This is a genomic window from Sphingobacterium sp. UBA7855, assembly GCA_002500745.1.
GTDB lineage: Bacteria > Bacteroidota > Bacteroidia > Sphingobacteriales > Sphingobacteriaceae > Sphingobacterium.
Genome location: DLST01000012.1, coordinates 226,565 through 245,076, shown reverse-complemented (window position 1 = coordinate 245,076; position 18,512 = coordinate 226,565). Strand labels below are relative to the sequence as shown.

The 18,512-nt window shown below is 38.3% G+C and carries 11 protein-coding genes; 7 read left to right on the top strand and 4 right to left on the bottom strand.

Features of this window, described 5'->3' with window-relative positions; all coding sequences use genetic code 11:
- Nucleotides 1-420 carry a copper resistance protein NlpE gene (locus B2107_RS11365; protein ID WP_293955747.1) on the top strand — a complete coding sequence of 140 codons (420 nt, stop codon included), beginning with the start codon at nt 1-3 and terminating at the stop codon, nt 418-420.
- Between the two features lie 155 nt (nt 421-575).
- On the opposite strand, the gene B2107_RS11360 is transcribed toward B2107_RS11365, so the two are convergent.
- The 4 genes from B2107_RS11360 to rsmI all read right to left on the bottom strand — a co-directional run bounded on the left by B2107_RS11360 (nt 576) and on the right by rsmI (nt 5,034).
- Entirely contained in the window at nt 576-1,712 is a 1,137-nt protein-coding gene (locus B2107_RS11360; protein ID WP_293955746.1) for a cysteine desulfurase family protein, read from the bottom strand.
- Nucleotides 1,713-1,927: 215 nt separating this feature from the next.
- On the bottom strand, nt 1,928-3,550 hold the full coding sequence (gene lnt / locus B2107_RS11355) for an apolipoprotein N-acyltransferase (RefSeq protein ID WP_293955745.1): 1,623 nt from the start codon (nt 3,548-3,550) through the stop codon (nt 1,928-1,930).
- Between the two features lie 23 nt (nt 3,551-3,573).
- Nucleotides 3,574-4,332, bottom strand: coding sequence for a PH domain-containing protein (locus tag B2107_RS11350; RefSeq protein ID WP_293955744.1), 759 nt, complete (start codon nt 4,330-4,332; stop codon nt 3,574-3,576).
- A 36-nt stretch (nt 4,333-4,368) separates the two neighbouring features.
- Entirely contained in the window at nt 4,369-5,034 is a 666-nt protein-coding gene (gene rsmI, locus B2107_RS11345) for a 16S rRNA (cytidine(1402)-2'-O)-methyltransferase (RefSeq protein ID WP_293955743.1), read from the bottom strand.
- 111 nt (nt 5,035-5,145) lie between these two features.
- On the opposite strand from rsmI, the gene B2107_RS11340 reads away from it, so the two are divergent.
- From B2107_RS11340 to B2107_RS11315, 6 genes are all read left to right on the top strand, one after another.
- Nucleotides 5,146-6,219 carry a class I fructose-bisphosphate aldolase gene (locus B2107_RS11340; protein ID WP_293955742.1) on the top strand — a complete coding sequence of 358 codons (1,074 nt, stop codon included), beginning with the start codon at nt 5,146-5,148 and terminating at the stop codon, nt 6,217-6,219.
- 119 nt (nt 6,220-6,338) lie between these two features.
- The gene (gene serS, locus B2107_RS11335; RefSeq protein WP_293955741.1) at nt 6,339-7,610 is read left to right on the top strand and encodes a serine--tRNA ligase; all 1,272 of its coding nucleotides are present in this window, start codon (nt 6,339-6,341) and stop codon (nt 7,608-7,610) included.
- Between the two features lie 724 nt (nt 7,611-8,334).
- Nucleotides 8,335-11,568: a SusC/RagA family TonB-linked outer membrane protein gene (locus B2107_RS11330; RefSeq protein WP_293955740.1), complete on the top strand. Its 3,234-nt coding sequence runs from the start codon at nt 8,335-8,337 to the stop codon at nt 11,566-11,568.
- Nucleotides 11,569-11,586: 18 nt separating this feature from the next.
- Nucleotides 11,587-13,044, top strand: a complete 1,458-nt coding sequence (locus B2107_RS11325) for a SusD/RagB family nutrient-binding outer membrane lipoprotein (RefSeq protein ID WP_293955739.1) — start codon at nt 11,587-11,589, stop codon at nt 13,042-13,044.
- A gap of 113 nt (nt 13,045-13,157) precedes the next feature.
- Complete coding sequence (locus B2107_RS11320; RefSeq protein ID WP_293955738.1) at nt 13,158-14,168, top strand: hypothetical protein; 1,011 nt, start codon at nt 13,158-13,160, stop codon at nt 14,166-14,168.
- Between the two features lie 1,107 nt (nt 14,169-15,275).
- A complete protein-coding gene (locus tag B2107_RS11315; RefSeq protein WP_293955737.1) occupies nt 15,276-18,506 on the top strand; it encodes a SusC/RagA family TonB-linked outer membrane protein in 3,231 nt (1,076 codons plus the stop codon).
- Nucleotides 18,507-18,512 lie beyond the last annotated feature (6 nt).

Genomic DNA, 18,512 nt, shown 5'->3' with positions numbered 1-18,512 from the left:
ATGAAAAGGTATATTTGGATTGTGGGTTTGTGGGTGATCATTGGAATGGTGGGGTGTGATAATCCCAAGCAAAGTGTAGCCGTCTATAAAGATAATTTACAGGATCTTAAAGGAAGAGATAAGGCGGAAGTAGTGATTGGTGAATATAAGGGCGTGCTGCCTTGTGCGGATTGCGACGGAATTGAAACACTAATTTCATTACATGCTGACAATACGTATCAATATTCATCTAAATATCTAAATAAAAGTGAAGATGTGTTTGTTCGGGAAGGAAAATGGAAGTTGGATGGTAATATCATTACCTTAGATGGTGTAGATTATAAATTCAAACTTGGAAATGGAATGCTCAGTCAGCTGGATCTCTCAGGAAATGACATTACCGGAGATATATCCAAATACTATGTGTTGACGAAAAATTGAGTTAACTTTTTATAAATGATTTAATAACAAGAAAGCCGGAGGTACAACTTCCGGCTTTCTTGTTTTTGAGCTTATTTTATCTTTAAAACATTCGCACATATGATTGATGCTTTAATTTCATTTGGGATAAACTTTTCAACATTTATCTGAAAATGCTATTGGTTTTTTGTACAAAGTTCTTTTAACGTATTTACAACAAAGTCGATTTCCTCCCTGGTATTGTTTTTACAAAAAGAAAAACGCACCGAGGGGCGTTCAGCGCTCGATTTGATCGCATTCAATACATGAGAGCCTATGTCGGTCCCTGAGCTGCAGGCGCTTCCGCCAGAGCATGATATGCCTGCAATATCCAAATTGAATAGGAGCATGTCAGCGAGGTTACTGCAAGGGAAAGAAACATTCAATACGGTGTACAATGATTTGTCTGGTTCGATGACGCCATTAAAGCCAATGTCGGGTATTGCTTTCAATAACTCATCAATCATATAAGATTTGAGCCCCTGTATATAAGTATGATGTTCTTCCATGTTTTCATAGGCAAGTTCCAGCGCTTTGGCAAGTCCTGCTATGCCATATACATTTTCTGTCCCGCCACGCATATTGCGTTCTTGTGCTCCGCCATAGATTAAAGGTTTGATCTTGTTATTGGCGTTGATATAAAGAAAGCCGACCCCTTTCGGGCCATGGAATTTATGAGCAGCTCCTGTGACGAAGTCTATTTTAAGTTGAGTAAGATCATGTGGGTAATGCCCCATCGTCTGCACAGTATCGGAATGAAATACAGCATTGTGCTTTTGGCATAACTCGGCGATATGGTGAATATCGTTGAGATTCCCAATTTCATTATTGGCATGCATAATAGAGACAAAAGTGCGGGGGTTACGCATTAAAAGCTCTTCCAGCTGGTTGATATTTAAATTGCCTTTTTCATCAACCTCCAACAGGTCAAGGTGCACTTTACCTGCTTTTTGCAGTTCCTCTAAGGTGTGTAATACGGCATGATGTTCAATGGGGGAGGTAATGGCATGGGTTATCCCAAAGTCGGTTATTGACCTCACGATAGCCATATTGTCTGCTTCCGTTCCACCTGATGTAAAAAATATCTCTGCAGGAGACACATGAAGCAAATTGGCAATCGTTTTTCGTGCTTTTTCTACAATTGTCTTTACTTGTCGTCCGTGACTATGGATTGAAGATGGATTACCAAAGTTATTGTCCATCACATCGATCATTACTTTTATTACTTCAGGATCTAAGGCTGTAGTCGCTGCATTATCAAAATATACTTGCATGCCGCAAAATTACAAATCTCTCAAGTAAATTAACGCTATCAAATCACTAATTTTTATCATTTTAATTTCCTAATTATGGCAGGTCGATGTCTGAGTACTGCGGTTTCTAAGAATGAGGTCCTTTTTGCCCTGGATAGTATGGGATGGAAGTTTTTCTGTTCTGATAAAGAAAAATAGCGCTAATATGTTGGTTCATATTGGCGCTATTTTTCAATTTATATGAGTTCCTTTTTTCGTCTGATCACAATCAGGATCAAAAATCCTCCTAATGCGAGCGTCAAACCCAAATAAGCGGCGATATCACCTGCTTGCGTATAGAACGTAATTTCTTCATTTAAATTAATTTCCTGATTGAGGGCCGCAGGCTGCCACCATTTCGTCTGTTGCACAATATCTCCCCGTTGATTAATAAAGCCAGATATCCCTGTGTTGGCAGAGCGAGCCACCCATCGTCTGTTCTCAATCGCACGTAGTTTAGCATACTGTAAATGTTGGTCTTTGCCCGATGTATTTCCCCACCAGCCATCGTTGGTGATGATCGCAATAAACTGTGCTCCTTTTTTGACATACTTAGCAACATAATTGCCCCAAATGGATTCGTAACAGATGACCGGTGCTGCACCAATGCCACTTTGCGCATAAAATACCGATGGTTCGGCCTGTTTTCCATAGCCTCCCGTAGTGCCGCCGAATGCTTTAAATAAAGGTTTTAAGAAGTTCATGGCTGCACCAAAAGGCATTTGTTCAACGCCCGGAACGAGCTTGGACTTATGATAAAATTGTAGTTTGGAAGAATAATCGATCAATGTCGCGGCATTGAAATTATCTTGATAAACATGAGGAGCTATTTCGCGCGCAGTTGGTGTTTTGGCATCGTTGTACAGCTGATAGCTTTCAATACCTGAAAGTACATTGCCATTTTTATATTGATCTAAAAATTTTAAGATGCGCTGGTAAGAGTAGGTTTCCCTAAAGTTTTCCTCATCGAAATCGCCATTCTGTGAAAGCGCCGTTTCAGGCCAGATAAAAAACTCCGTATTGGGTTTCCCGACTGAATTTGATAAAGCGAATAAGGTGTTTAATTGTTCCTCAGGACTTATATTAAATTTAATATAAGGGTCAATATTTGGCTGAACAACGACTATTTGTGCCGGATTCTGATGTTCTTCGTAGTTAAAGTACCGTATCAGCGAGTAAGCGGTGGGAAGTAACAATACTGCGGCTAAAGAAGCAATCGGGACAATCTTACGTTTGATCGGATAAAGTTCCTTCCGATTCAGGTAAAGTGTAAACACCAAGATGTTGACCAGCCAGATCCATATGGTTCCACCGTAGACTCCCGTGATTTCATACCATTGCACCAATTGGTGGAAACTGGCGAAACCATTTCCTAATGTCATCCACGGGAACGCTAAATCCCAGGATTCATGTAAAAATTCGTAGCTTATCCAGAATCCCATTAATCCGAAAAGGGATAATAGGATGTTCGTTTTGCGTCGTAGTTGTGCATACAGTCTGAACGCCAGCGCCATTAAAGCCGCTCCAAGGCAAAAAGGGATCAGGCTGATCACAACGGCTGCAAATGCCGGCATAACTGCCGAAATGGAGTTATATACCCAATAAATCGAGGCGGTGTTCCACACAACTGCGGTGAGTCCTGCAGTAAGAAATACTTTACGGCCTTTTCTTTTGCATGTTTCACTTCGGATAATGTTTTCAACAGCAATCAGCAGCGGTACAAATCCAATAAATAACAATGGACTGGAATAGGGGATTGGAGGCCAGCCCAGCCACAATAAAAAGGCACTTAAAAGTGCCAGTAAATAGTTGTTTTTCACTATATATTTTCTCCCATTTATAATTATAAACTGGATAATACTTCTCGCTTTTTACTCTCGTATTCTTCTTGGGTAATCAATTGTTTATCGAAGAGCGTTTTTAATTTTTTGAGCTTTAAGGTAATTTCATCCTCTTCCTCTTCCTTTGCCGCAGCAGGTGAGATAGGAGCTGCCGAAACTGATGGAATAGTTGGAGTGGATGCGATCGGTTGCTGTGCCTGAACCTGCGCCTGCGGAGTTGGCTGACCAGCCCCATAATATTGCGGTGCTGATTGAGCAGGTGCTGCAGCTGCTGGCTGCCCTGCGGCATTACTTTCCGGTCTTTCGATAATCCCTTCTTTTGCCACAGTTGGAGCAATCACTATTTTCTCTTTTTCGGCGGCCAATTCCGCTTTTTTATAATTTTCAAGCGCCGCTTTAATATACTGATACAATTTTCTGGCCTGAACCTTAGGGATATAATCGATGCTCAAATTCTCCCCAGTAAAAGGAATAACAGTCACTTTCGAACCGAAGATTTCCTCTTTAAACGCAATATCTTTGATATCTTGCCAGCCGAAAATTTCGAAATCCGTAGCTAAGCCCAATTTAGTAAACTCGCACATAAATATGCGCTTATTACTGATGGTAATACTATCCGGTAAAATAGTCACTGCAGGCTTCTTTTGAACGGCAATATAATCTATTTTTTCTCCTGGAGTAAGCATATCCTGGACTTTAGAAACCAATTTTTCAATGATTTTTATGTCCTGCCCATCCTGTGCAAATTGTTCCATGTTCATGTCAAATACTTTTTAATACATAAAGATTGTTAAAATTTATTCCAATCCTGTTACACAAAATACAAATTCTCCTTTAATCGGATTGTTTTCAAAGTGTAATTTTAAATCAGTTAATGTTCCGCGCACATTTTCCTCATAGAGTTTGCTCAACTCACGAGATATCGACCCTTGTCTTTCTGGTCCAAAAACGGTGATAAATTCTTCAATTGTTTTGAGAATACGATGTGGTGATTCGTAGAAGATCATTGTTCTTTTTTCTTCTGCTAAAGCTTTTAAGCGTGTTTGTCTTCCTTTTTTTACGGGTAGAAAACCCTCAAAGCAAAAACGGTCGTTGGGAAGCCCCGAATTGACAAGCGCCGGCACGAATGCAGTTGCTCCGGGTAAGCACTGTACCTCCAGTCCTTCTTTGATGGCCTCACGTACCAGTAAAAATCCCGGATCGGAGATTGCTGGTGTTCCAGCGTCTGAAATCAAAGCAATGTTTTGTCCCTCTTTTAAGAATTTAATGATTTCCGAGACCGCTTTATGTTCATTGTGCTGATGATGTGCAAATACTTTTTTGTCGATTCCAAAATGTTTTAAAAGCGGAGCACTAGTCCTTGTATCCTCTGCTAAGATGAGGTCCACTTCTTTTAGGACATTGACCGCACGGAACGTCATGTCCTCCAGATTGCCAATAGGTGTTGGAACTAAATATAACATGGTCAAAGTTAAGTTTTTTTTACTACATTATATGCGCTAAAACATTCTGTGGTTTTTAGAGTTTTATTTTAAAGATAATGGTAAACTCCATCACGTTAAAATAAATATATTATGCAATACATCGAAAAAATACAGGCACATCTAGGTGCAGAAGCGAGTTATTTGTTAGAATTTGATCAACCTGCAGTTTCCAAAACAATGCTACATCTCCCACAAGCAGAATTTATTGACCAAGTATACAGTTTAAGTGATCGTAGCCCGCAGGTTTTGCGCAGTTTGGGACAACTTTTTGGAACGGGTCGATTGGCTAATACCGGGTATCTTTCGATATTGCCTGTGGACCAAGGTATTGAACACAGTGCCGGAGCGTCTTTTGCTCCAAATCCACAGTATTTTGATCCAGAGAATATCGTTAAGCTGGCTTTGGAAGGCAATTGCAATGCTGTGGCTTCTACCTTTGGCGTTTTAGGATCCGTTGCACGAAAGTATGCCCATAAGATTCCGTTTTTGGTTAAAATCAATCATAATGAATTGCTGACCTATCCCAATCGAGCCGACCAAATCTTGTACGGAACGATTCGCGAAGCCTGGAATATGGGTGCTGTTGCGGTAGGGGCAACCATATATTTTGGATCTGAAGAATCAGATCGGCAGATTATTGAAGTAGCAAAAGCATTTGAGGAAGCTCATTCCTTGGGAATGGCGACGGTACTATGGTGCTACTTGCGTAATTCGGCTTTTAAAGTCGGTGATAAAGATTACCACTTAGCTGCGGATTTGACCGGACAAGCCAATCATTTAGGGGTAACAATCAAAGCCGATATTATTAAGCAAAAATTACCCGAATTAAATGGGGGATTCAAAGCGTTGAATATGGGTAAAAGCAGTTATGGAAAGCTAGATGAACGAATGTATACACAGCTTTCTTCCGACCATCCAATTGATCTGTGCCGCTACCAGGTTCTTAATTGCTTTGCTGGTAGGGCAGGCTTGATCAATTCTGGCGGGGCTTCGGGACAGAATGACATCCAAGAAGCCGTAAAAACAGCGGTTATCAACAAGCGCGCTGGAGGAACTGGTTTGATATCCGGTCGTAAAGCCTTTCAAAAACCGATGCAAGAGGGTGTAGCGCTGCTTCACGCTATTCAAGATGTATATTTGTGTGATGAGGTGAGTATTGTTTAGTAAAGCGCATAAAATAGGTTCAAAAAGCCTTTCTAAAGGTGTTATGGGAATAAAATAGCTTGTAAATAAAGGCAAATTTATCTAAGTTTGTTCACTATTTTAAATAACACATTTATATTATGTTGCAATTAAATTATATCCGTGAGAACAGGGATACGGTAATCGAAAGATTGGCTGTCAAGCATTTCACGGAAATTGGATTGATCGACGAAATCATTAGTTTAGATGAAGAGCGCCGTAAGATCCAATCGGAATCTGATGCACTTTCGGCAGAGGCTAATGCGGCAGCAAAACAGATTGGAGATCTGATGCGTCAAGGTAAAAAAGAAGAAGCTGAAACCGTTAAATCCAAATCCTCTGGATATAAAGAGCAAGTGAAGCAACTTTTAGATCAATTAGGAACAATTGAGGCAGAATTGAATGAGAAGATCGTGCAATTACCCAATTTACCACATCAATCCGTTCCGGCAGGTGTAAGTGCAGACGATAACGAAGTTGTTTTGACCCATGGCGAAATCCCTGCGTTGTCGGAGGACGCATTGCCGCATTGGGAATTGTTGAACAAATATGATATTGTCGATTTAGAGCTTGGCGTAAAAGTTGCCGGTGCGGGTTTTCCTATCTATAAAGGTAAAGGAGCAAAATTGCAACGTGCATTGATCAATTTCTTTTTGGATCAGGCAGCTGAAGAAGGATACGAAGAAGTACAGGTGCCCATTTTGGTCAACGAAGATTCTGCATTTGCTACGGGGCAATTACCGGATAAAGAAGGGCAAATGTACTATGTTGGTAATGACAATCTCTATCTTATTCCTACAGCTGAGGTTCCAGTCACTAACATTTATAGAGACGAAATTGTAAAAGAGGCGCAGTTTCCAATCAAACATTGCGCTTATACCCCATGTTTCCGTCGGGAAGCAGGTTCTTACGGAGCACATGTACGTGGATTGAACCGTTTGCATCAATTTGACAAAGTAGAGACGGTGCAGATCGTACATCCCGAAAGGTCGTATGAAGTGCTGGAAGAGATGAGCTTATATGTGCAGAGACTGTTGCAGAAATTAGAGTTGCCTTACCGTGTCTTACGTTTATGTGGTGGGGATATGAGTTTTACTTCTGCATTGACTTACGATATGGAAGTGTATAGTTCTGCGCAGAAGCGTTGGTTGGAGGTTTCATCCGTCTCCAATTTTGAAACTTACCAAGCGAATCGTTTGAAAGTACGTTTTAAAAATGCCGATGGCAAGATGCAATTGGCGCATACCTTAAATGGTTCAGCATTAGCTTTGCCACGTATTGTAGCTGCGATATTAGAAAATAATCAAACTGAAAAAGGAATTAAGATTCCAGCAGTTTTGGTGCCTTACACTAAATTTGAGTATATTGATTAATAGCAATAAATAAGTCGTATTTGGACTTATTTCATACCAAGTGAAAGACGCTCAGCCTGAGAAGGTAGAGCGTCTTTTTTTTGATTTTAAAGTGCTATCGACCAGATGAGATTTTTTGTTTCCCTTCATTGTTACGGATCGACATAAGGTCATGAAAGTTTGGTTTTCATTCTACTAATTTATGTTTAGAATCGTTATAAATTAAGTCTCTTTTATATTTGATAGTTTAAAGAATGATGTCTCAAAGATTTCTTTTAGCATTGTTAATGTTTTGTTAAATATATCGGATTCCGTATAAAATTCTGTTTGAGGTTGCTTTGATTAGTTTTTATTCTAAAATGATTCTTTAGTAACAATTTGCAAATTTGACTTCTAATTATTGCGGTATTTACTGATTTTGAGGGATTATGTTAAAAAACTTGTAAAAACAACTTGGGGTTTCTATATTTGACACCGCTAATAAAAATCGCACTAACTATTATTTACTGTAAATGCTGAAAAGAGCAAATTTACAGCTGGATATTTATCTAAGAATTGCCCTGCATCTACCTAGGGCTGCTTTTTCAATAATATTTTCAACTGTTAAAAAATGAACTGCAATAGTCTATTTGATAGGTTGCGGTTTTATTGTCTACACAATTTATGTTTGGACAGTTATATGAACGGGTATAATTTATATCAATATATAGGATTAGAAAAAATAATAAAATTAACTAACTAAAACATGAAACAAACATTACTAAGTTTTCTTGTTGGCGGAATGATTCTGACTTCGGTCGCATTCGCTCAGGAAAAAAAGATTAGTGGTCGTGTTACATCTGCTGACGGTAAAGCTATACCAGGGGTAACAGTAGTTGTACAAGGTACTAATCAGGCTACACAGACCGATACTAATGGTAATTATTCATTGAATGTACCTGCAGGCAAAGTTGTTGTATTCCGTTCCGTTGGTTTTGACGATAAAACCATTATTGTGAATAACAACAACACGGTGTTCAATGTTTCTTTAGATAATCATGACAATGCGCTTGAAGAGGTTGTCGTAACTGCCAATGCTATCAAAAGAGAAAAGAGAACATTAGGTTATTCAGCACCGACCTTGAACAACGAGGAATTGCGGTCAGGTCAAAATTCAAGTGCTATCAATGCATTGGCTGGTAAAGTTGCCGGTGTGAATATTACATCGACCTCAAATTCTCCAGGTAGTTCATCTCGTGTCGTTTTGCGTGGCGGTTCGTCTATCTCAGGAAATAACCAAGCCTTAATCGTTGTTGACGGTGTTCCTATTGACAACTCCAGTGTAATCGGTGGTGGTTCATCATTATCAAGTGTAGATTTTGGTAACCGCGGTAATGATATCAACCCTGATGATATTGCATCGATGACCATATTGAAAGGTCCGGCTGCAGCAGCATTATATGGATCGCGTGCATCCAACGGAGCATTGATCATTACCACTAAAACAGGTAAAAGAGGTGGCGGTAAAACAGATATTACTTTCAATACAACAAACACCTTTTCTTCTATTTTAAAATTACCTGAGTTTCAAAACGAATATGGTCAAGGTTACTCTGGTTATACTAAAAATGGAGACCTGGTTTTTGTCAATGATCCAAAAGAAAATTGGTCTTGGGGTGCGCCTTTCACAGGAAAGACACAAGAATGGGGCCAAGCTATAAATGGTGTAAGACAGACAAAACCATACTCGGCCGTAAAAAACAATGTAAAAGATTTCTTTAATACTGGATTTGCAACAGATAATAATTTAGGTTTCTCTGGTGGTAGTGAAAAGTCTTCCTTCTATTTAGGTCTGAATTCCCTGAACTCAAACGGAGTTTATCCTGGGAGCAAAGATAACTACAACAAATATGGTGTTCGATTCAATGGTCAAACTGAATTCTCTAATAAATTTTATGCAGGAATTTCAGCTAACTATAGTCAGATTAACTCGAACAACGTAGGTGGAGGACAGGGAAATTCGTCTGTATACAATAACTTGTTACAAACTCCTCGTGATATTCCTGTTGCTGACATGAAAGATTTAAGCAATCCATATAATGGATATGGTTATGTCGATGCAAATGGTCTAAACCATAGTAATGAGTATGGCTATTATGGAGCTTATTCTATGAATCCCTATTGGACATTGGCAAATTACAACAATTATAATAATGTAAATCGCATTCTGGGTAATTTTAACGTCGGTTATAAGCCATTTGAATGGCTGGATTTCAAAGAGCGTGTAGGGGTAGATCATTATACTGACCGCAGACGCTCTGAATCTCCAAAATATAATTTTACACCAATTGATAAAACTTCAGGTAATTATTCGACAGGTAACGATCTAATTGACAATGGTGAGTATCGTATCGATCAATACAATGTAACAGAGATCATTCATGATTTCATGGTTACTGCTACCCATGACTTTAATCAAGATTTTAAAGGATCATTAATGTTGGGTAACAACATTCGTCAACGTAATGTTTCTAATCTAAGTACAGCAACTAACGAAAGTGGAGGTTTGGTACAGCCCGGTTTTTATAATTTAGCGAACTCCAATGGACCATTGAACTTAATCCAAGACTCATGGTCAAAACGTCGTTTGGTCGGACTTTATGCAGATTTGAATTTGTCGTATAAAAACTTCCTATACTTACAAGCGACAGCACGTAACGACTGGTCTTCTACATTACCTAAGAAAAACAATTCATTCTTTTACCCAAGTGTGAGTGGTTCATTTGTATTCTCTGAGTTGTTAAGCCAAGATGCGAAGAGAATCCTTTCTTACGGTAAATTGCGTGCTAACTATGCTAAAGTTGGGTCGGATACAGATCCATACCAATTGTTGACAACATTTTCTAGAGGCGAGATCAGTGGTGGATTTGGAACGACAACTTTCCCATTTGGTAATGTGTCTGCATTCATGTCTGGATCGACTCTAGGAAATGCAGAGTTGAAACCGGAAATCACTACATCAGCTGAAGTTGGTGCAGAATTGGGTTTCTTTAGAAATCGTTTAACTGTTGATTTTAGTTACTACAATAACAACTCGAAAAATCAAATCTTAGCAATTCCTATTGCAAATTCGACAGGTTACGGATTCAATGTTGTTAATGCCGGCAAGATTAAAAACTCGGGTGTTGAACTTGCGTTGCGTGGGACACCAATGAAAACAGAAAACTTTAGCTGGGAATTGATGGGTACTTTTACTAAAAACAACAATAAAGTTGTTGAATTGATGGATGGTATTGATCAAGTTTCTTTAGGTGGTTTCTCAGGTATGTCTATCGTTGCCGCTAAAGGACGCCCTTACGGTGAATTTTATGCTGTGACAAATGCCACTGATGCACAAGGTAGAACTATCGTTGACCAAGAAACAGGTTTACCAGTACCTACTTCTGAAGCAAAGTATTTAGGAAGTTATAATCCTAAATTTCAAGCCTCATTAGGAACGACTGTCAATTACAAAGGCTGGTCATTAACTGCATTGTTTGATATGAAACATGGAGGTGTATTCTATTCACGTACTAAAGATATCATGGCATTTACAGGTACATCTGCAGAAACAGGAGGTGAGCGTTTTGGTCAAATCTTCCCTAACTCAGTTTACTTAGATGCAAATGGTAATTCAGTTGTAAATACGACAGCAACTTATGACAAAGTGGATTACTATCCATATTTGGAGGCGGGTATGAATGTGGTAGATGCTTCTTATGTGAAGTTGCGCAACTTGGCTATCTCTTATAAATTCAAAAAAGATATGCTAAAAAATACGCCTTTTGGTGATGTAACTGTCGGTGTATTTGGTAATAACCTGTTTATCTGGACGCCAAGCGAAAATAAATATGCAGATCCAGAAGTAAATTCTGCTGGTGCTGGAAATGCACAAGGTTTTGACTATACCGCTCAGCCGTCTTTGCGTAACTATGGTATCAATGTGAAGGTATCCTTCTAAACTATAAAGAATAACAAAATGAACAAGAATATTAAAAAGTTTGTTTTTGCTGCATTGGTTGGATCCGTAGCATTTACAAGTTGTAATAAATATTTGGATGTTAATGAAAATCCAAATAACCCAGAAAAAGTAGAACCAAACCTCTTGCTGCCGACAGTTGAAGCTTCGTTAAGCCAGATCGTAGGTAATCAGCTTCAAGTATATGGTGGTTTGTGGGCGCAATATTGGACACAGGCTCCATCATCGTCGCAGTATCAAACTATTGATCAGTATAACCTCAAAAATACAGCAACGGATCGTATTTGGTCAACTATCTATAGAAGTGCACTCAACAATGCTGAAATCATCATTAATTCGGAGCGTGGTGCAAACAACTATACAATTGGTATGGCGTATTTGTTGAAAGCATATACATTGCAAGTAGCGACTGATGCTTTTGGAGATATTCCGTTAGATGAAGCGCTGCAAGGAGCAACGAACTTAAGTCCAAAATATCAAACACAAAAAGAGGTATACAACAGTATTTTCGAAAGTATTGATAAAGGTGTTGAGTTATTGAAAGGTAATCTTGGTACTACACCGGGAGAACAAGATATGCTTTTTGGAGGCGATAAGGCATCTTGGATAGCATTCGCAAATACCTTGAAATTGAAAGCTTATTTACGTATTTCAAACGTAGATGCTGCGACCGCTCAAGCAGGTATTAAAGCATTGTATGCGACAAATCCGACATTTTTAAATGAGGATGTCTCCATCACATTTACGACGACAGGTGGTAACCAAAATCCTTTCTATACAGAAATGGTTGGTTTAAAATATGTTCAAAATGTAGTTGCGAGTGGAACGGCTGTTAAAGCATTTGCAGCAAATAAAGATAAAAGATCATTTGCATTGTATAATAGACTGTTAAAAGCTGATAATGTAACCTTGCAAGATACAGTAGCTTACTTAGAACAGGGGGACTTCCGAGGACAAAACACGAAATTAGTCTCCGCTCCTTCACCAGTAACTGGGGCAAATGCGAAAAATACAGCTTCTGCAATCGCTCCTGTAAAATTATTCTCTATTGCTGAAAGCAAATTTTTGCAAGCTGAAGCTGCTTTGAAAGGATGGGGGACAGGAAGTGTTGCTACACTGTATAATGAAGGTGTTACTGCGTCATTTAACTACTTAGGTGCGGAAGGATTAACTGAGTATTTAGCTGTTGCTGGGAAATTTCCAACAGATGCCTCAAAAAAATTAGAAGCAATCATTACGCAGAAGTATTACGCAATGAATGGTTTCCAAAATTTTGAAGCATGGACTGAATATAGAAGAACAGGATATCCTACATTCTTGATTCAATCAAAAGCATCCATTTTGGCTAATGGTGAAATGCCTCAGCGTTTGTTGTATCCGAATACGGAGTTAACAACTAACTTAAACTATCCAGGTACGAAAGCGATTACAGTACCAGTATGGTGGGACGTTAAGTAATCTTTTAAATTCTATAATACTTGAAGAGCGGCAATTTCGAATGAAATTGCCGCTTTTTTGATTTGGTGTTATTATATAAAGCCGTATTTTCGTCCTTTAACGTTGTCATATTTATGAACAGATCGACTTTATTTTTAATTGTGCTTATTTTGATAGGAGCTATTACAGAAACATTTTCTTCGAAAGCAAGGGGGGGATTGTTTATTAGCGATACGATAGTGAATTACTTTGATAAATCGGGGAATCCTGTTAAGACAAAACCAGAGTCCCATACTTACCAATGTATTGTTCCTGTTGGAGATGAATCAAGTCGATTTTTTAATATTGTTAGCTACTATACAGATACGGATTCCATCAAATCCTTCGCTTATAGCCGAGATAGCACAGTTGGTTTTTTTGGGTGGAAGTATGTCGGGGAGTCGACAGTCTACTATCCAAATGGACAGTTGAAAAGCTTAGAGAAATTTGATGCAGACGGTGTGCCTACGGATTCTTCATACTATTATTATCCGACAGGAAAATTGAAAATGCTCGTGACGCATATTGACACTGCACAAAATCCCTTTACGGGTTCGAGAATGACAAAACCATATCACTTGTTGTATATGGATTCTTTGGGAAATTACCTATTGAAGAGGGGAAATGGATTCCTTCGACTGGATTATTCGGATGGTACTTATTTTGAAGGAGAGCTAAAGGATAATGAAAGAGAGGGTAAATGGGAAGGTTGGAATATGGGGAGCCGTTATGAAGAACAGTATTTAGGTGGAATTCTCCAAAGTGGGAAACGATTCCGTGCCAATGGAGAGGTTATTTTATACGATGCTGAGACGAAGGAATCTGCACCGATTCTTCCGCTTAAATTGAAGCAGTTTATGGAAGCCGTTTATCGGAAGATTGATATACCGGACAATTTAATTACTCAATTGAAGTCTAGGCTTATTAACGTGACATTTGTTGTCAACAAAGATGGTAGACTCAGTAAATTTAAATATGATCAGGATATTCCTATCAAGGTCAATAGCGCGATTACAACAGCGATTCAGGCTGTTGGTCCTTGGAAGCCGGGTAGACTGCAAGGAGAGCCTGTGGCTGTGAGTTATACGATTCCAATATCTTTGTAGTGTTTTTGACACGTTCTTCAATCAGTGTTTGAAAAAAAATTCGCTGCCGATGCTTGTGGCAAATTTCTGTTCAAGGCGATCACGCAAATAGAAGTATGCTCAAATTCCTGCTAAAGCGCAGTCGAAGGGAGGCAAACATGCCTCGAACATGTGCCAAAGAAACTTTAAGCGCTGTCAAAGACCGCTTGACTTAGGGATAGAGGTACCGTTTTGTGGCGACTTTTTCTCCACCAATTCCCTACTAACTCCTGCCTTTTATAGAATTGGCATCGTATTTTCCATAGCTGTTCCTCGAATTTAATCCGAGGGAGATTCGAAGCCTGCCCGAAGAAAATTCGAGCAACGCTGGGAAAAAGGTAGGAGTTGGTCACCTATTGGTGACGTATTGGTTGGCTATAGCTTAACACAACAAACATACAATATTGACTAGTTTACCACAACGATCACACAAGATTGACTATTGTGCGAGCCTAAGTTTACTCTCCATAAGTTTTTTTTAAGCAGAATGATAGCTTAGTAATAGAACAGCGCGCAGGAAGGAAGAGAAATATTCACTAAGGATTTTGAGTTGACATATTACACTATTCGTTTCTTTATTGAGTGCGATATTTTTGTAGTTGCACTGAGATAAATGTTTATGGCTGGTGTTGAAGCTACAGGGAAAAGATTCACCGAGCATTGCGAGTGCTTATGTAGCGAGGTAGAGGATAAGAGGTAAGAAGTTTTTACCCTAAAGATAATAGGGTAAGCCATCTCAAAGTATAATTGGAAAGTTAATATATTATTTTACATGAACAGATAAGGTTTAATGTAAATTGTTTTCGTTTTTAATGTAACAATGTTACTTAAGTTGGAATTGATTTTAAAAATAAATATCTGTTAATCAGTGTTTTAATTTTGTTTGTGAATTAATTGTTATCAATAAATTATGCTTGCATTGCAAATGTTAAAAAAAGTTATAAATTTGTATTTAACGTTTTTTAACATATGGAAGCGATCCAAGGGTTGAAAACGATACTAACTATAATGCTTTATAAATTATTGGAAAGTATATTACTAACCAAAAGTATATTACCAAGAATAAACATTTTTAATAAACATAAACATATGAAACACAAATTACTCAGTTTTTTCGTGGGTAGTATGATTCTGACTTCTGTGGCATTTGCACAGGAGAGAAAGGTCAGTGGTCATGTTACAGGAGTTGATGGCAAACCATTGGCGGGTGTAACAATCATTGTCCAAGGATCAAATACTGCTACCCAGACAGATGCAAATGGTAATTATTCATTATCAGCACCTAATGGAAAAGTTATCGTATTTCGCTCTGTAGGCTTTGCAGATAAAACGCTAATAGTTAAAGAAGGACAATCGTCTTTTAACATAACGTTAGATAACGCCGACAATGCCCTTGATGAGGTGGTTGTCACAGCTATGGGGATTACTCGCTCAGAAAAATCATTAGGTTATTCGGCTACAAAAATTGGTGGCGCAGAATTAGCAGCGTCTCGGAATACAAATGTTGCTAATGCTTTAGCTGGTAAAGTCGCTGGGGTTCAAGTTAATTCAACCGGTGCATCTCCAGGAGCGGTTTCTTCGGTGGTGATCCGTGGCTTTAGTTCTATCAATGGGTCTAACCAAGCTCTTTATGTTGTTGATGGAGTTCCATTGCAAACAAGCAATTTCCAAACTGATGGTACTACAATTGCGGCAGGCGGTATATCCAGCATTTCTTCTGATGATATTGAATCAATGACCGTTCTTAAAGGGGCGGCTGCTACCGCGTTGTACGGCTCTCGTGCGTCCAATGGCGTCGTTGTTATTACAACGAAGTCAGGAAAAAAAGGGAATGGTCGAAATTTTTCCCTATCCTATAACGGTGGTATGCAATTTAGGGAAATGTCCGTTTTTCCAATCATGCAAAATGAATTTGGACAAGGTTGGAATGGTCAACAAACTTATATTGAAAATGGATCTTGGGGACCTCGACTAGATGGTTCACAACAATTGTTCGGACCGGTATGGGATAATAAACAATTATATCATGAATATTCTGCCCGAAAAAATAATGTTAAGGACTTCTTAGATATTGGCAAGTCATTTAATAATAGTATCGCATTTAACGGTGCATCTGAGGATAATAAACTTACTTATTACCTTTCCTACTCAAATACCAAGGACGATGGAATAATGCCAACGGATGCGGATTCTTACAAACGAAATACATTAGCATACCGAAGTACATATCAAGGTACTGATTGGTTAAAAGTATCTTCCAACCTTAATTTTACAACTAACAAAACGAATGTAGTTGGTACATATCAAGGAACTTCTGTAATAGACGGACTATTGGAATTACCAAGAGATATATCGATTATAGACAAAAAAGATTTATCTAGTCCATTTAATACGCCTGAGGCTTACTTTACTCCTTACGGGATAACAAATCCATATTGGGCACTGGCAAACAACTACAATCAGTTGAATTCAAAGCAATTTAATGGAAAAATTCAAGCGGATATTAATCCTATAAAAGAGTTGACTCTGACATATCGTTTCGGATTTGATCATTTGAATTATGATCAAAAAATTGGAGTGCCAGAGATAAAGTTAGATGATAAATTAATCACTGATAATAAAGGTTATCCGCCATCCGCAATGAATCAAGCAGGGAATGTCTTTTCGCGTTATGGAAGTTCATACGAACTTAACCACGATTTTTTGGCTACCTATGATAATAAATTTGATAAGTTATCGATTACGGCGCTTTTAGGTATGAATATTAATGAAAGATATTCTACTTATATGCAAGGTCAAACAGATGGGTTATCAGTATATACCGGTTTTTGGGATTTAAGTAATGGTTCTGTAAGATCTGAATTGAGTGAAGTGCAAACAAAACGAAGATTGGTTGGTCTTTTTGGAGATGTAACCTTAGGCTATGATGAAACTGTGTTTTTGAATTTAACTGCCCGTAACGATTGGTCTTCGACGTTACCGATTAATAAAAATAATTATTTCTATCCGGGAGCAACATTGAGCTGGTTATTTACGAATAACTTGCCTAAAAATAATATATTATCGTTCGGTAAAGCAAGATTAGCTTACGGGCGCACAGGTAATGATGCTGGAGTTTATCAAACGACTGCGCGCTATATTCAGGGATTTGCCAACGGTTACTACGGATCGGATATTGCCAAATTTCCATTAAATGGTACTAACTCATTCCTTTTAAGTACGCAAAAAGGCAGTGATCAATTGTCTCCCGAAATGACGACTGAGTTTGAAGCTGGTCTTGATTTGAAATTCTTGAACAATCGTATTGGTCTAGATGCTGTATTTTATAATAGAAGAACAACAGATCAAATATTTCCTCTATCAGTAGATCCAGCAAGTGGCTTTGCAACAATGGTTACAAATGTTGGAGAGGTAAGAAATAGAGGTATTGAACTTTTACTTTCGACAACTCCGATCAAGACTGAAAAATTTAGATGGGATTTGAATTTGAACCTGACAATCAACAGAAATAAAGTTATCTCTTTGGATGAGCGCATCGGAGATAAATTTCAGATTTATAATTTTTCAGCGGGAGATGACAATGTGAGTATGTATGCAGAAGTAGGTAAGCCACTCGGTACTTTTTATACTTATTTACCAATCTTTGTTGAAGATTCAAATAGCCCATATTATGGAAAGTTAACTGTGGATGAATTGGGACAGCCTCGTCAAACCAAGGATATAGCTAGTACAGGTTTAAATATCCAGCCGAAATGGACTGGCGGAGCTACTACTTCTTTTAGTGCTTATGGTTTTACATTAGGAGCTACTTTGGATATTCGTGAAGGTGGATATATGTTTTCGCGTACAAAGAATCTTATGCAATTCACGGGGAATGGTATCGAAACCATGTACAATGATCGTAATCCTTTTATTATTCCTAATTCTGTTCAGTCTGTTTTAGATGAAGAGGGTAATGTAATTAGTTATCAGGATAATAATACTCCTATTTATTTATCCAATTCTAGTTATCAAGATTATTTCAATAGTCACGGTGCGAAAGAAGCTGGGAAATATTACTTGTTAGATCGTTCGTTTAGGAAAATACGTAATATCTCTTTGACATATATGTTACCAAAATCTTGGGTGAGTTCAGCAAAATTAAGCGATGTGGCAGTTACAGCATTTGTTAATAATCCATTTGTATGGACACCAAAAAGCAATAAGTTCATCGATCCTGAAGGATCGTCGATAGGTAGCGATCTGTCTGGACAATTTGGAGAATTATATATTAATCCAGCAACTCGAATTTATGGATTTAATGTAAGTCTTAAATTTTAATGTTTA

Coding starts and splice junctions, on each gene's coding strand:
- B2107_RS11350 (WP_293955744.1), bottom strand. CDS start 4,332: ATGAACATGGAACAATTTGCACAGGATGGGCAGGACATAAAAATCATT.
- B2107_RS11340 (WP_293955742.1), top strand. CDS start 5,146: ATGCAATACATCGAAAAAATACAGGCACATCTAGGTGCAGAAGCGAGT.
- rsmI (WP_293955743.1), bottom strand. CDS start 5,034: ATGTTATATTTAGTTCCAACACCTATTGGCAATCTGGAGGACATGACG.
- serS (WP_293955741.1), top strand. CDS start 6,339: ATGTTGCAATTAAATTATATCCGTGAGAACAGGGATACGGTAATCGAA.
- B2107_RS11325 (WP_293955739.1), top strand. CDS start 11,587: ATGAACAAGAATATTAAAAAGTTTGTTTTTGCTGCATTGGTTGGATCC.
- B2107_RS11360 (WP_293955746.1), bottom strand. CDS start 1,712: ATGCAAGTATATTTTGATAATGCAGCGACTACAGCCTTAGATCCTGAA.
- B2107_RS11330 (WP_293955740.1), top strand. CDS start 8,335: ATGAAACAAACATTACTAAGTTTTCTTGTTGGCGGAATGATTCTGACT.
- B2107_RS11320 (WP_293955738.1), top strand. CDS start 13,158: ATGAACAGATCGACTTTATTTTTAATTGTGCTTATTTTGATAGGAGCT.
- B2107_RS11315 (WP_293955737.1), top strand. CDS start 15,276: ATGAAACACAAATTACTCAGTTTTTTCGTGGGTAGTATGATTCTGACT.
- B2107_RS11365 (WP_293955747.1), top strand. CDS start 1: ATGAAAAGGTATATTTGGATTGTGGGTTTGTGGGTGATCATTGGAATG.